The following is a 12090-nucleotide window of genomic DNA, read 5'->3' as shown; positions in this document are numbered from 1 at the left end:
GCGTGGTGTGTTCCTAGACAGCTCCACCACACCGGAGGTCTTCGCCATGATCAAGACCCGCGAGTGTCAACAACCCTCGTGATCAATACAGCTAGAGAGCGGTGGAGTACGCGGCGGTCAGCCAAGTGCATCGGCAAGATTTGCCAGCAACCGTGCCAGCATGACCGACGACCCCCAATCACCAGCACCGATATAGACCTTGGGGCGCAACCCGACACGTGGAAAGTGTCCTTTGCCTGGACCCGCAGGTGCCCTCAGCGAGGTTCATCTCCCCAGGTCAGGAAGGCACCTTCGCGTTTCCGCCTCGACAGCCGCCGCATCCAACCGAAACGGCGAGGCCAGGGCGTGTTGCGAGATTGTGTGTGGTGGTGGACCCGGCGTAGTACTCATGGGGAGACATGGAGACACGTTTGTTCTCACTTGGAGGCGCCGATGACCGTTCGCCGTGTCGTACCCAACATCCAGTCGGAGGCGGCGCAGGAGAGCCGGGAGTTCTATGGCCTGCTGGGCTTCGAGGAGGTCATGAACCACGGCTGGATCATGACGCTCGCCTCCCCGTCCGTTCCGGCAGCGCAGATCAGCGTCATGACCAGTGACAAGACCGCGCCTGTCACCCCCGACATGAGCGTCGAGGTGGACGACGTGGATGCGGCTTACGCGGTCATGCGGGAGAGCGGTGCGGAGATCGTGCACCCCTTGCAGGATGAGGAGTGGGGCGTGCGGCGGTTCTTCGTCCGCGATCCCAGCGGACGGGTTGTCAATGTGCTGGGCCACCGCTGACGGCCCAGCCCTCCCGCGCCCCTGGTGAAAGTGTTGGTCACAGCCTCGTTGATGGCCGCCGCGACCAGGACGGCCGTTGCGTAGCGGACAGCCAGCTTGTCTGTTCGCGGGGGCATCGCTGCCCGCTTGACCGCGCCGGAGCAGGAACACCGCTCCACGCCGGCCGCGTCATTCACCGTGAGCGCGACCAAGCCGTCCCCATCGTCGTCAGCCCAAGGCCAGAAGGCAGACTCTGGTGGCCTGTGTCCGCGCGAGTGTGTGGGCTGGCCCTCGGTAGACAGTTGTGCGGCCCCGCTACCGGCGCTGTCGCATTCTGGCCGGCAAAGCGCGCAGCGGAGCCCGACTGAACGCCCTTCGCACCTCGTACCAGGCGGACCGCTTGGCCCGGGGATATGCCGGTGCGCTGTCGCCTGAACGCGTGTTCTAGTGTCCTCCTGATCTAGGAGGGGCACGTGCTGGTGAGACGTAGATGGTGGCTGACCGCGGCGGTCATGTCGGCTGGGGTGGGGCTGTCGGTGACCGGATGTGGTGCGAGAGTGGAAGCACCGTCGAAGCCCGCGTACGCGGGCCTGGAAGAGCTGCCCGAGAAGCTCGCTGCGGACGGGACCACCATCATGGTGGGCGACCCGGGCGCTCCGATGACCGTGCGACTCCACGAGGATCCGCGCTGCCCCTACTGCGAGGAGTTCGAACTCACAGGAGCGGGGCCGGGCCTGCGCACGCTGACCGAGCGCCGCGAGGTGAAGACCGAATACGTACTCGCCTCTTTCCTGGACGACAGGCTCGGCGGAAGCGGCTCGAAGAAGGCCGTCAACGCGCTCCGGGCGGCCTTGGACGCGAACCGGTTCGCTGAGTATCACGACGTTCTGTACAGGAATCAGTCGGCGGAATCCATCGACGGATACACCGACGAGCGCCTCCTGGAACTCGCCTCCGAGGTCAAGGGACTGAGGAGCCCCTCGTTCGACTCCGCGGTGAAGACGATGAAGTACCGCGCCTTCGTAACCGCATCGGAGAAGGCGTACGAAGCGGCCGGAGGGGACGACCCCCGTGGGCCCGGCACCCCGACTGCCGTGATCAACGAGGTGCCCGTTCCGCAGGAGTACTCCGGCGTGCTCTACGACGAGAAAGCATTCATCGCGCTCATCAGAGACATCCAGAGACGACCCTGGGCGCGCTGGGACACAGACTCCTGAGACAGAGGGAATAGGGGAGCGGGCCGTTCAAGGCGGCGCCGTAGCAGCGGAGGACTTCAGGGCCCCTACTGACGGCAGGTATGCATCTGGGAGGTCGCGACGCGGGGGTGGGCTCACCCCCGGCCCCGCCCACCGGGCTTGCTGCCGCTGAAGGTCGGCCTGCCCGCGCGGCATCAATTTCGTTCCGCATCGCGCGCTCCACTTCGTCGACCGGTGCGCCGATCCACTCGTCAGTGCTTCCGCGAGGGAATTGCGAGACCGGGAACGGGATCGACTTCAGCGAGCTCCGACTCAGTGGAGAGGTCGTCCACCAGGCCGGGGGGCGTTGGGATCCGCCTTCGACAAGGCGGCGCGCCCGTCGTAGTCGTCGGGGCCCGAGGCCAGTACGGCTCCCGTACGCCAGTCCGTCACTGCCCAGTCGGCACGGCCGTCATCGACGAAGAAAGCCGTGAAGCGGACCAATGCCCCCAACCCTTCCGGAAGGTGTCGTCCGTGAGGAACGCGAGGGCGCTCAAGGACGCTGTTGCTGACACTCTCCGACCTGGCCCACTGTCTTGACCAGGAAAGACGGGCACTCCGGGTGATGTTGCGGAAGCTTGGGGAAGAAGTTGCGGCAACCGATGGGAGGTTGTCGTGGAGAGTAGAGATCTGGAACTGGGCGAGTTGCTGGCCGCTGCGGAGGCGGCGCCGCCCGGCGAGTCCGTCGACGTGATAGCGCACGACCTGCAAAAGCGCTTCGGTGCGGAGCGTGTCTCCTTCCTGTTCGTCGACCTGATCGGTCAGCGGCTGGTACGGCTCGCCGCCGCCGGCGATGATGCCGCGGACGACACCGATCCGATCGGCCTGCTGGGAAGCGTCTACGACAGCGTTCTGCAGAGTCAGCGCCAGCATGTGGAAGAGGACGGCCAGGGCGGACGGCGCGTCATCACGCCGGTCACCAACCGCGGCGACTGCATCGGCGTCCTGGAGGTGACCCTGCAGTCCGCCGACGACACCGTGCTCCGACAGGTCCGCGACGCGGCACACGCGCTGGCCTACATCATCGTCACGGATCGCCGCTTCACCGATCTGTACCACCTGGGCCGGCGCACCACCGAGACCAGCCTGGCTGCGGAGATCCAGCACCAACTGCTTCCCTCGGCCCCCTGCTGCGAGGCGGCCCAGTTCACCCTCGCCGCCGGGCTGGTCCCGGCCGACGACATCGGTGGCGACACCTACGACTACACCCTTGACCGCGGCACCCTGCACCTGTCCATCACCGACGCCATGGGCCACGACACGAACTCCGCTCTGCTGGCCACCTTGCTGGTCGGCGCACTGCGGCGGGCACGCCGCAGCGGCTGCGACGCCCTCAAACAAGCCCGCCACGCCCACCAGGCCCTGCTGAGTCACAGCCGCGGCCTGGCCACCGGACAGTTGCTGTGCGTCGACCTCGAAAGCGGCCTGTGTGAACTGATCAACGCCGGCCATCCGTGGCCGTTGCTGCTGCGCGACGGCACGGTCGAAGAGGTCAAACTCGCCGTCAACCTGCCGTTCGGTGTGGCGGCGCCCAACTCCTACCGGTTGCAGGAACTGCAACTGCGTCCCGGTGACCGCCTGATACTGCTCACCGACGGAATGCAGGATCGCGGTGCCGCAGCCGTCGACCTGGCCTCGGTCGTACACGACACCCGCGCGCTGCATCCGAGGGAAGCCGTCCGAAGCCTGACCGCCGCGGTGCTTGATGCCTGCAATGGCGACCTCAAGGACGACGCCACGGTCCTGATACTGGACTGGCACGGCAATCGCCGCCGATCGACCGAGACCAGACCGGGCCCGCCGTGATGAGCCGCAGCGGCCCACTCCCGTAGCGGTTGCGCTCCAGGCGCCCCGGTCGGCGGGGTGGATGGTGGTCTTCGGTCGCTCAATGCCGAGAGCACCCGAGCCGCGCCTGTCCTGACCGCGAGCACGTGCTACCGCACCGGTGGGCACAGCGTCGGCACGCGGTCATCGCGGCCCGGAGGGGTGCGTCATTCTGCTTTTGGCTGGGTGCGTCGAGCGTAGGCGCGGGCGGCGCGGGCGCGGTCGCCGCAGCGGGTGGAGCACCAGTGGCGGCGACCGTGGCGCAGCAGGTAGCGGGTGCAGGGGGCGGATCCGCAGCCGGTGAGACGGTCGGCGTCGGGGCCTGTGAGGAGGTCGGCCGCGTTGGCCGCGAGGGTCGCGAGAGCGCGGTCGAGGATTTCGTGGGTGGGGCACGGCGCCGCGCGGTAGGGGCCGTTCCGTTCGTCCCAGTACAGCATGGGGGCCGTGGGAGCTTTGCTGAGGGCGTCGTTGACGGCGGACAGGGCCGTGGGAAGGGCGGGTAGCCCGGCGACGCGGGCGGCGAACAGTGCCCTGAGGTGTTCGCGCAGGGAGCGCAGTTGCGTCACGCACATCTCCTGGACTCCGGCGTCGGCCGGTGCGAGGCCGTGCTCGGTGAGCCACCGATTCGTGGCCCCGGGGGTGCCGAGGAGATCGATGAAGTGCCCTCCGGGCAGCGTGATGGCGCTGTTGACGAAGTCGAGGGCGAGGTATTCCTCCGCCCCTGGCGCGGGCGGTGGCACGGATACGGCGGTCGGGGTCTCACTCACGGTTGTCATGGTACGGCTTGCCTTCATCCGTGAGGCACCTCTAAGGTCCTTCACGGATGAATCGCTTCCTATCCGTGAGGTTTCTTTGATGGCTGGAACCAGTACGACTACAGAGCAGATCCCCGTCCGCGTCTTCGGCGGCCCGACCGCGCTTCTCGAATACGGCGGCCTGCGCTTCCTGACCGACCCGACCTTCGACGCGCCCCGCGACTACCTGGTGCCGGGTGGCCGGCTGACCAAGACGGCACACTCCTACGCCGCACCGGCCGATCTCGGCCCGGTCGACGTGGTCCTGCTTTCCCATGACGAGCACCCCGACAATCTCGACGACACCGGCCGGGCCCTGCTCGCCGACGTCCCGCTGACACTGACCACGCCCGGTGGCGGGCAACGCCTGGGGGCGGCGGCCAGGGGGCTGGCCGACTGGGAGGCGATCGAGCTGGATCGTCCCGGTGGCGGCACGATCACTGTCACGGGAGTGCCTGCCCTCCACGGGCCCGGCGCGCGCGATGAGGTCGAACCGATCACCGGCCAAGTCATCGGATTCGTCCTGACCGGAGTGGGCCTGCCCACGGTCTACGTCAGCGGCGACAACGCCTCGCTCGACCTGGTCAAGGAGATCGCCGAACGGTTCGGCCCGGTGGACACGGCCATCCTGTTCGCCGGGGCTCCCCGGTTCTCCGTCCTCTTTGACGGGGCGCTGATCGTCCTCGACAGCGCGCAGGCCGCTGATGCCGCCAAGATCCTTGGTGCCCGCCGGGTGGTTCCCGTCCACTACGACGGCTGGGCGCACTTCACCGAGGGCCGTGACGAATTGGTCGCTGCCTTCGCTGACGCCGGGTTGCTTGACCGCCTGGAGCTCGGCGACCGGGGCTGACCTAGTAGCAGGCAGACGGGCGGGCAGCCAGGTCGGACGAGACGGCAGAGCCTTGTCCGGCCGATTATGTGGCCCTCGTGGCTGTGTAGTTGGCATGGGCATGGGCATGGGGCATGGGGATTGGGGGAGTGGGCCCGGCTGAAGCCGCGCGTGCCGAAGTCCGGGTCCCGTGACGGTCGTTGGGTCAGCCGCCGAAGGGTCATCACCTGCCGTGGAACGCGCATCCCCGTCGGCCGCCTCGGTGGCGGACGCCCGCGCCCGCGGCCCGGCCACCTCGGGGGCGACAAGGGCGTACTCGTCCCGCCCGTCCCGCCACAACCGCCGCCACCTGCGACGGTGCCAGATCAACGAAGGCGGTCCGGGGGAGCTCAGAAGATCCTCAAGACTTTTCGTCCTGAGTGCCGCGAGCCCGTGGAACCTGTCATGGTCGTCCAAGATCGCAGAAGAGTGGAGCACGGGTGCGTCGGCTAGCTGGCCTGGTGGTTTTGATCGCGGTGGTGGTTCTCGCGTTCTGGTTGGTCCTCGGGCCCCCAGCCGAGTGGGAGGGCGCACTGAGGTTCGTTCGCTTCGCCCTCTTGTTGAGCTGCTTCCTGATGATCGGCGGTAGCGTGCAGCTGATTTACCCCGACAAGCCAAAGGACGAGCCGACCCAGGGCGCCGAGTGATCAGAGTCCTTCACCTGTTCGATCGATCGGCTATGGCGGCGAAGGGCGGGGAAGCTTGGCCAAGACCCCAAGAACACGCAGTTCAGCGCCTCGTCTGCGCTGACCGCACCCGCATACGCGATCTGTGAAACTGGTGCTCTTGTCACCGTACGGGCCGCCGACTGTACGCTCACCGGCGGGTGCCGATACGGACGAGGAGGCTCATGGAACTGTCGCCATCGGCGCTGAACCGCGTTGCGAACAGCGGCCTCGGAGCCGCTTCGGCAGTCGGTGGAATCGCCTACGCCGCAGGAGCCAGTACAGACATTGAACGGCTCGCGGCTTGTTTCGCGGTGATCGGGTTCGTGGTCCTTGCCGTGCGGGGATACCGACTCGGAGTGACGTGTGAGCACTCGAGGATGGCGGTGCGCGGCCTCGTGCGGACTCGGTTGATCGCCCGAGAGCGCATCATCGAGATCACGGACTTCCCGGCGGTCAGGTGGACTACCCAGTCGGGGAGGGCTCGATGGACACCCATCACCGCGCTCATGACGAGCTCGCGCGAGATGTCCGCTGCCCGCCTTCACAAGGAACGTGCCAACAGGAAACTGCGGCGCTGGGTGGAGGGCAAGCAGTAGGTCGGGGATGGACGACTTCTGCTGATCGGTCGGCTGTGCCGGGGATGAGGACACCGTTCGCGGCGTCAACCACCGGTTCAAGGAGATCGGCCTGGCCTGGCTGGACCCTGTGTGGGCGGGAGGCCGGCCCGGCTCACTGACGCCCCAACGGCGACGAATCCGTACCCAAGTGCCGGGCCTGGAAGCGCCGTTGGAGTCGGCGATCACCGTTTCGTTGATCCCTCCGATGGCATACGCTGCCGAATGGCGACGCGATCCGCGGGGTGAGCCGAGAGGGCGATGGCACAGGAGTCGATGACACACCGACGAGACGCCGATACGGCAGGGCCCGCTGCCGGCGGGATGGCAGGGCCCTGGGCCGGCAGCACCTGGGACTCGGCGTTGTCGTCCGAGGAGTTCGCTGCGATCAAGGGTGTCGGGTTCGAGCCGGTCGGGCAGGTACTCGGCACGGCCGTCTTCAACATCGGGTACACCGGCGTCTGGGGCTGCCCAGGCGCGTGGTCGGTCGCAGGCGGCACGAAGGTGCCGTCCTCGAGGTGGACGTCGTCCTTGTCGCAGTTGGTGAGGACGATGTACGCGGCGCGCAGGTTGGCGCTGGCCCGCGCGGTGGCCGAGTGCCGCGCGCTCGGCGGCGACGGGATTGTCGGGGTGGAGCTGCGGGTCGGCGAGTTCCCGGCTGGGGGGCTGGAGTTCACTGCGCTCGGCACCGCGGTCCGGGCCCGCTCGCGCATCCGGCCGCGCCTGCCCTTCACGTCGCACCTGAGCGGCCAGGACTTCGTCAAGCTCATACACGCGGGATGGGTTCCCACCGGACTCGCCTTCGGCATCGCCCTCGAGACCCGCCACGACGACTGGCGGTCCGCCCGCCTGATCCCCAGGATCGCCGGGAACCAGGAGGTCGACGGCTATACGCAGCTCATCAACCACGTCCGCCAGGATGCCCGGAAACAGCTGGCCCTCGATGCGGCGAAGCACGGCGGCGACGGGGTGGTGGTGGACGAGGTGGAGTTGCGGGTGCGTGAGAGCCAGTGCCCCAAGTACGGGAAGTGGCGCGACCTCATCGCGGAGGCGGTCTTCGTCGGCACTTCCATCGCCCGGTTCGGCCTTTCCGAGCGGCCCGCCGGGCCTGGGCCACTGACCATCATGAGACTGGAGCGCGAGCGCTGATGACCGAGCGAACGGGGCAAGAACTGGCCGGGAAGACCGCGCGGCCGGCTGCGGAGGGCGTGCCCGAGGACGCGATGCGGCGGCTTGCGAAGCTTCAGCCGGGGGAGGGCTCTCCCTTCACCTCGGACCTGACGGTGAACGAGTTCCTGCTGGTGCGCGAGGTCGGCTTCCGCCCGCTCGGCCTGGTCCTCGGCTCTTCGGTCTACCACGTCGGGATCCAGCTCGGCCGGTGGTCGAAGAACCAGGAGTTGACCAAGCTGTCACAGGCCATGTACCAGGCGCGCGAACTGGCGATGAGCCGGATGGAGGCTGAGGCGAGCGCTTTGGGGGCGGACGGGATCGTGGGGGTGCGGCTGGACATTGAGTTCAAGGAGTTCGGCTCGGACATCGCGGAGTTCATCGCGATCGGCACGGCGGTGAAGGCGGACGGAGCGGACCCGGGACCGGGCGGGACCTGGCTCAACAACAAGGGCAAGCCGTTCACCTCGGACCTGTCCGGCCAGGATTTCTGGACACTGATCCGGGCCGGATACGCGCCGCTGGACATGGTCATGGGGTCGTGTGTCTACCATGTGGCGCACCAGCGCTTCACCCAGGTGCTGAGCAACTCGGGCCGCAATGTCGAGATCGAGCCGTTCACCCAGGCACTCTACGATGCACGCGAGCTGGCGATGAGCCGCATGCGGGCGGAGGGCAAGGCCCTGGAGGCCGAGGGGATCGTGGCAGTCCAGCTGAGGCAGCACTCGCATACCTGGGGGTCGCACACCACCGAGTTCTTCGCGATCGGGACAGCGGTGCGCCCGCTTCGCGACGACCACATCATCGACCGACCGACGATGGTGCTGAGCCTCGATGCCTGAGATGGAAGTGGAACTGCTGGCCGCGGCGCTGCGCCGGGACAGCGCGGACCTGAACCTTTACGTCAAAGTGCTGGCGGCGAAACTGGCGGACTGGCTGCCGCCCGGCGCTGTGAGGGTCAAGCGCAGGCGTTCCGTGGCGGAACGGATGGCCGGGCGCGAGGGTTCGGTCGTCGAGCTGGACGTGGCGCTCGGGGAGCGGCGGCTATCGCTGCGGATGGATGAGGGCCGGGCGGCCGGGGAGATCTGCCACGAGGTGCGAGGCGTCGTGCTCTCGCGGCGCCAAGTGGGCCTGGACGAGTGGATCGATGCCGTTGCCCGGTCCCTGGCTGACGCTGCGGCCTCAAATGCCCGTGCCCGCGAGGCCGTCGAGCGCTTCCTGGCCTGACCGCTGCCGACCTGTCGCAGGGCGCGGATCGTGGAACGGTCGTGGCAGCCGGCGATCCACGGGCCTGCGAGGTCAAGGAGACCCACTCGTAGCCCATGACCGGGCTCTGACCGCATAGGTACGCCGCGTCGCTCGGGCCGCAGCGGCGAGCGGGCGTCCGCTCCAGCGGATCCCCGCGCAAGGACCGCGCCCGCATCCGCAGCGGTTCGGCGCGCTCGGGATCCGGCCCACCGCTGAAACCGGTGGATCACATCGCGCACAGTGTCCTCGTCGGCCTGCACCAACCGGGCGATCACGGGCACGCGGTACCCGCCGGCCGGGGCCAGCAGCATCGCGCGCCGGTAGCGCACCGAGTTGGCGCTGTCGCGGCGCACGATCTGCTGAAGCTTCTGCCCCACCTGGTCAGTCAGTTTGCGCACACGGACGGGCTCGGCCCCGCGCCTCCAGCGGTCGGATGGGACGTCCCCGGACATCCAACCGCCACGACCGCCAACCCGGCGAACGTATGCGGTCAGAGCACTAGCGGGGCCTCCGCACGGAGAACTCGTTGCTGTCGGGGTCGAGCATCAGTACCCGGCCGCTGTCGCCCAGGCCTATGTCGGCGCGCGTCGCGCCGAGCGAGATCAGGCGGTCGATCTCCGTCTCCCAGTCGGCTTCGGCGGGGAGCGCCAGCTCGAAGTGCAGCCTGTTCGTGCCCGTCTTCGGCGCCACCGGAGGACCACCCCATGTGATCTTCGTACCGCCGTCCGGCGATTGGATCGCGGTCTCCTGGTCCTGGTCCCAGACCAGCGGCCACCGCAGCGCCTCGCTCCAGAAGTAACCGACCTTCTGCGTACCGTCGCAGGCCAGCGCTCCGATGAAGCCGGTGTCGGCGAGGAACTTGTTGCCGGCCTCGATGACGCAGAACTCGTTGCCGTCCGGATCGGCGAGCACCACATGCCCCTCTTCCGGGAGTTGGCCGACGTCGATGTGTTTCCCGCCGAGACTCAGCGCCCTGGCCACCGTCTCCTGCTGATCCTCTGGGGAGGTGCTCGTCAGGTCGAAGTGCGCCCGGTTCTGACCGATCTTCGGCTCCTGGCCCGGCAGGAAGCGGATGCGGAACCCGCCGGAATCATGGGGCAGGATCTCGACGTCGCCGTCCGGACCATCGGCCAGCTCCCAGCCCAGGACCCCGGACCAGAACCGTGCCAGGCCCGACGGCCGGGTGGTGTTGAAGCAGATCGCGAACAGTTGACTGGTCATACCCGTGCATCTCCGATCCCCTGACGGTGGATACGGCACCTCGCCCTCCCCGCGGGCGCAGCCTAGGGGTGGCCGTGCGGCGCCCGCATCCGAGTTTCCAGCGCGGGGGAGTCCGGTCCGCGCGAGCTGACGACGATCTCCTTCAGCTGCCGCGCGGTGAAGTCCGTGCGGGCAACTCGTACGTCCAATGTCGCGGCGGCCACGGGTGTCGAGATCCTCGGCTGGATCCGACCGACCGCGTCATGCGCCGGCCGCCCAAGCTGGTGATCTCTGCCTGTGCCGAGCTTCGCCTGGCCCGCCCGGCGCCCGTTGATGGACGGCATCGTGACGTGCGCGGCGGCAGCCCGGACCGCGCGGCCCGGAGTGCTTGCCGTCCTACAGGGCGGCGTCAGCCGCCCCTGGAGGGGCGCCAGGTCGCGTATTCGCCGATCGCGGCCAGCGTCGCGGCGCCGACCGAGGCGGCGACGTCGACGGTGCGGCCGTCGTCCAGGGGGACCGGCTGGGGCAGCATCCGGCCCCTTCCTTCACCGAGCCCCCTGTCGAACGAGGGCTTGAGTCACGCGACAGAGCCGGCCGGGACCGGGTGGACCGGGTGGGATCGGCAAAGCGGCGGTGCACCATGACCAGCTTCGTCGGCGTACCCGGTGCAGCCGTACCGACGGGCGTGATCGACGGACTCCCCTCCGGAGTGCAGACCGTCGGACGCGCGTTTCGGGAGGGCCTGTGCCTGGACGCAGCCCGGGCGATCGAAGACGGCCGCGTCCCGGGGCGCCGGCTCGGTGTCCTCACCGGTCGACCGTACTGTCCGCGTTTCGTCCCCGTACGGCTGTAAGGAATGCGGGGGCATGGGATCACGTTGACGCGTAAATGACTGAGTCATCCCCGAATGACCCCTTTGATGGACTCGCCCGCGATTCGGCCCGCGAGCGGCTTGCGGCCGAACGTGCGCGCACCCTCGGGCAGACCGAGGCCCTCACCCGCGACTTCGACGGGATCGTCGCAGCGAACGCCCTGGTGGCGGTCGACGACGAGCACGACCCCGAAGGCTCGAGTACCGCCTTCGAGCGGTCCCATGTCGCCTCCTTGCTGGCGCAGGCACGTGACCACCTGGACGATGTGGACCGTGCGCTGGAACGCCTGGAGCGAGGCGACTACGGGCGGTGCGAGAGGTGCGGCGAGCCGATCCCCGCAGAGCGTCTGGAGGCACGTCCGACAGCGACCACCTGCGTACCCTGCGCCTCGGCCGGTCCCCGCTGACAGCCCTGCCCCTGACAGCCCCGCCCCGACGCCGGCGATCTCCCCGTGGAGGTGACTTCCTAGTTGGCCCGTCGGGCCAGGTACGTACGGTGCAGGAGCAGGCAGGGCTCACGTGTCGGGGTGTCGTTGAGGCTCCGCGTCAGGACGGGGCGAGGACGCAGAACTCGTGGCCCTCCGGGCCGGCCAGGCACGTCCTCGGGACGTCGCCCTGGCCCAGGTCAATGTCGGTGGCGCCGAGGGCCCGCAGCCGGGCCACCTCCGCCTCTTGACCGTCACCGGGGTACGGCAGCAGCGGTGACGGGCGCGGTCTCGGGACACCGGGCCGATCGCCGCCCCTGGTTGTTGCGCTCCGCCAAGGATGTCGGCCCTTACCACCGGCCCCCAGCTCCTTGCCACGTGCGCGCTCAGGCGTCGTACGAACGGACCGCGGCCCTG

General features: G+C 68.6%; 14 protein-coding genes and 3 pseudogenes. 11 read left to right on the top strand and 6 right to left on the bottom strand.

What is annotated here, in order from left to right; genetic code table 11:
- The first annotated feature begins 432 nt into the window (after nucleotides 1-432).
- The 3 genes from ACZ5VC_RS32830 (at nucleotide 433) to ACZ5VC_RS32820 (ending at nucleotide 3800) form a co-directional block, all read left to right on the top strand.
- Nucleotides 433-780 (top strand): VOC family protein, encoded by a 348-nt coding sequence (locus tag ACZ5VC_RS32830; RefSeq protein ID WP_469123608.1) that lies wholly within the window; start codon nucleotides 433-435, stop codon nucleotides 778-780.
- Nucleotides 781-1232: 452 nt separating this feature from the next.
- Nucleotides 1233-1976, top strand: a complete 744-nt coding sequence (locus tag ACZ5VC_RS32825) for a DsbA family protein (protein WP_469123607.1) — start codon at nucleotides 1233-1235, stop codon at nucleotides 1974-1976.
- Between the two features lie 633 nt (nucleotides 1977-2609).
- The gene (locus ACZ5VC_RS32820; RefSeq protein ID WP_469123606.1) at nucleotides 2610-3800 is read left to right on the top strand and encodes a PP2C family protein-serine/threonine phosphatase; all 1191 of its coding nucleotides are present in this window, start codon (nucleotides 2610-2612) and stop codon (nucleotides 3798-3800) included.
- Nucleotides 3801-3985: 185 nt separating this feature from the next.
- Here the strand turns inward: ACZ5VC_RS32820 and ACZ5VC_RS32815 are convergent, their stop codons facing one another.
- On the bottom strand, nucleotides 3986-4585 hold the full coding sequence (locus ACZ5VC_RS32815) for a CGNR zinc finger domain-containing protein (RefSeq protein WP_469123605.1): 600 nt from the start codon (nucleotides 4583-4585) through the stop codon (nucleotides 3986-3988).
- A gap of 88 nt (nucleotides 4586-4673) precedes the next feature.
- Here ACZ5VC_RS32815 and ACZ5VC_RS32810 point away from each other — a divergent pair, with 88 nt between their 5' ends.
- From ACZ5VC_RS32810 to ACZ5VC_RS32785, 6 genes are all read left to right on the top strand, one after another.
- Nucleotides 4674-5462, top strand: coding sequence for an MBL fold metallo-hydrolase (locus ACZ5VC_RS32810; protein ID WP_469123604.1), 789 nt, complete (start codon nucleotides 4674-4676; stop codon nucleotides 5460-5462).
- A gap of 479 nt (nucleotides 5463-5941) precedes the next feature.
- A complete protein-coding gene (locus ACZ5VC_RS32805; protein WP_469123603.1) occupies nucleotides 5942-6127 on the top strand; it encodes a hypothetical protein in 186 nt (61 codons plus the stop codon).
- 203 nt (nucleotides 6128-6330) lie between these two features.
- On the top strand, nucleotides 6331-6744 hold the full coding sequence (locus tag ACZ5VC_RS32800; protein ID WP_469123602.1) for a hypothetical protein: 414 nt from the start codon (nucleotides 6331-6333) through the stop codon (nucleotides 6742-6744).
- Nucleotides 6745-7038: 294 nt separating this feature from the next.
- Nucleotides 7039-7911, top strand: coding sequence for a heavy metal-binding domain-containing protein (locus ACZ5VC_RS32795; protein ID WP_469123601.1), 873 nt, complete (start codon nucleotides 7039-7041; stop codon nucleotides 7909-7911).
- A complete protein-coding gene (locus ACZ5VC_RS32790; protein ID WP_469123600.1) occupies nucleotides 7911-8771 on the top strand; it encodes a heavy metal-binding domain-containing protein in 861 nt (286 codons plus the stop codon). The genes ACZ5VC_RS32795 and ACZ5VC_RS32790 overlap by 1 nt, the downstream gene beginning before the upstream one ends.
- Complete coding sequence (locus ACZ5VC_RS32785; protein WP_469123599.1) at nucleotides 8764-9156, top strand: hypothetical protein; 393 nt, start codon at nucleotides 8764-8766, stop codon at nucleotides 9154-9156. Before ACZ5VC_RS32790 ends, ACZ5VC_RS32785 begins: the two co-directional genes overlap by 8 nt.
- Nucleotides 9157-9362: 206 nt before the next feature.
- On the opposite strand, the pseudogene ACZ5VC_RS32780 reads toward ACZ5VC_RS32785, so the two are convergent.
- From ACZ5VC_RS32780 to ACZ5VC_RS32765, 4 genes and pseudogenes are all read right to left on the bottom strand, one after another.
- Nucleotides 9363-9629: pseudogene (locus ACZ5VC_RS32780) on the bottom strand (helix-turn-helix domain-containing protein); the annotation flags it as partial.
- 46 nt (nucleotides 9630-9675) lie between these two features.
- A complete protein-coding gene (locus tag ACZ5VC_RS32775; protein WP_469123598.1) occupies nucleotides 9676-10398 on the bottom strand; it encodes a VOC family protein in 723 nt (240 codons plus the stop codon).
- 62 nt (nucleotides 10399-10460) lie between these two features.
- Nucleotides 10461-10601, bottom strand: coding sequence for a hypothetical protein (locus tag ACZ5VC_RS32770; RefSeq protein WP_469123597.1), 141 nt, complete (start codon nucleotides 10599-10601; stop codon nucleotides 10461-10463).
- 185 nt (nucleotides 10602-10786) lie between these two features.
- Nucleotides 10787-10909, bottom strand: a complete 123-nt coding sequence (locus ACZ5VC_RS32765) for a hypothetical protein (RefSeq protein WP_469123615.1) — start codon at nucleotides 10907-10909, stop codon at nucleotides 10787-10789.
- Nucleotides 10910-10915: 6 nt separating this feature from the next.
- Here ACZ5VC_RS32765 and ACZ5VC_RS32760 point away from each other — a divergent pair.
- Together ACZ5VC_RS32760 and ACZ5VC_RS32755 are read left to right on the top strand one after the other, a co-directional pair.
- Nucleotides 10916-11230 (top strand): annotated as a pseudogene (locus tag ACZ5VC_RS32760) (hypothetical protein); the annotation flags it as partial.
- A gap of 35 nt (nucleotides 11231-11265) precedes the next feature.
- On the top strand, nucleotides 11266-11655 hold the full coding sequence (locus ACZ5VC_RS32755; RefSeq protein ID WP_469123596.1) for a TraR/DksA family transcriptional regulator: 390 nt from the start codon (nucleotides 11266-11268) through the stop codon (nucleotides 11653-11655).
- Nucleotides 11656-11794: 139 nt separating this feature from the next.
- On the opposite strand, the pseudogene ACZ5VC_RS32750 reads toward ACZ5VC_RS32755, so the two are convergent.
- Nucleotides 11795-11947, bottom strand: a pseudogene (locus tag ACZ5VC_RS32750) (VOC family protein); the annotation flags it as partial.
- Nucleotides 11948-12090: the final 143 nt, after the last annotated feature.

The sequence above is a fragment of the Streptomyces sp. NPDC033174 genome (genome assembly GCF_055577795.1).
This window is presented reverse-complemented; position numbering and strand designations above follow the sequence as displayed.

Excerpts from the sequence above, each read along its gene's own strand:
- ACZ5VC_RS32765 (WP_469123615.1), bottom strand. The coding sequence starts at position 10,909 with ATGCTGCCCCAGCCGGTCCCCCTGGACGACGGCCGCACCGTCGACGTC.
- ACZ5VC_RS32785 (WP_469123599.1), top strand. The coding sequence starts at position 8,764 with ATGCCTGAGATGGAAGTGGAACTGCTGGCCGCGGCGCTGCGCCGGGAC.
- ACZ5VC_RS32810 (WP_469123604.1), top strand. The coding sequence starts at position 4,674 with ATGGCTGGAACCAGTACGACTACAGAGCAGATCCCCGTCCGCGTCTTC.
- ACZ5VC_RS32800 (WP_469123602.1), top strand. The coding sequence starts at position 6,331 with ATGGAACTGTCGCCATCGGCGCTGAACCGCGTTGCGAACAGCGGCCTC.
- ACZ5VC_RS32790 (WP_469123600.1), top strand. The coding sequence starts at position 7,911 with ATGACCGAGCGAACGGGGCAAGAACTGGCCGGGAAGACCGCGCGGCCG.
- ACZ5VC_RS32830 (WP_469123608.1), top strand. The coding sequence starts at position 433 with ATGACCGTTCGCCGTGTCGTACCCAACATCCAGTCGGAGGCGGCGCAG.
- ACZ5VC_RS32755 (WP_469123596.1), top strand. The coding sequence starts at position 11,266 with ATGACTGAGTCATCCCCGAATGACCCCTTTGATGGACTCGCCCGCGAT.
- ACZ5VC_RS32795 (WP_469123601.1), top strand. The coding sequence starts at position 7,039 with ATGACACACCGACGAGACGCCGATACGGCAGGGCCCGCTGCCGGCGGG.
- ACZ5VC_RS32775 (WP_469123598.1), bottom strand. The coding sequence starts at position 10,398 with ATGACCAGTCAACTGTTCGCGATCTGCTTCAACACCACCCGGCCGTCG.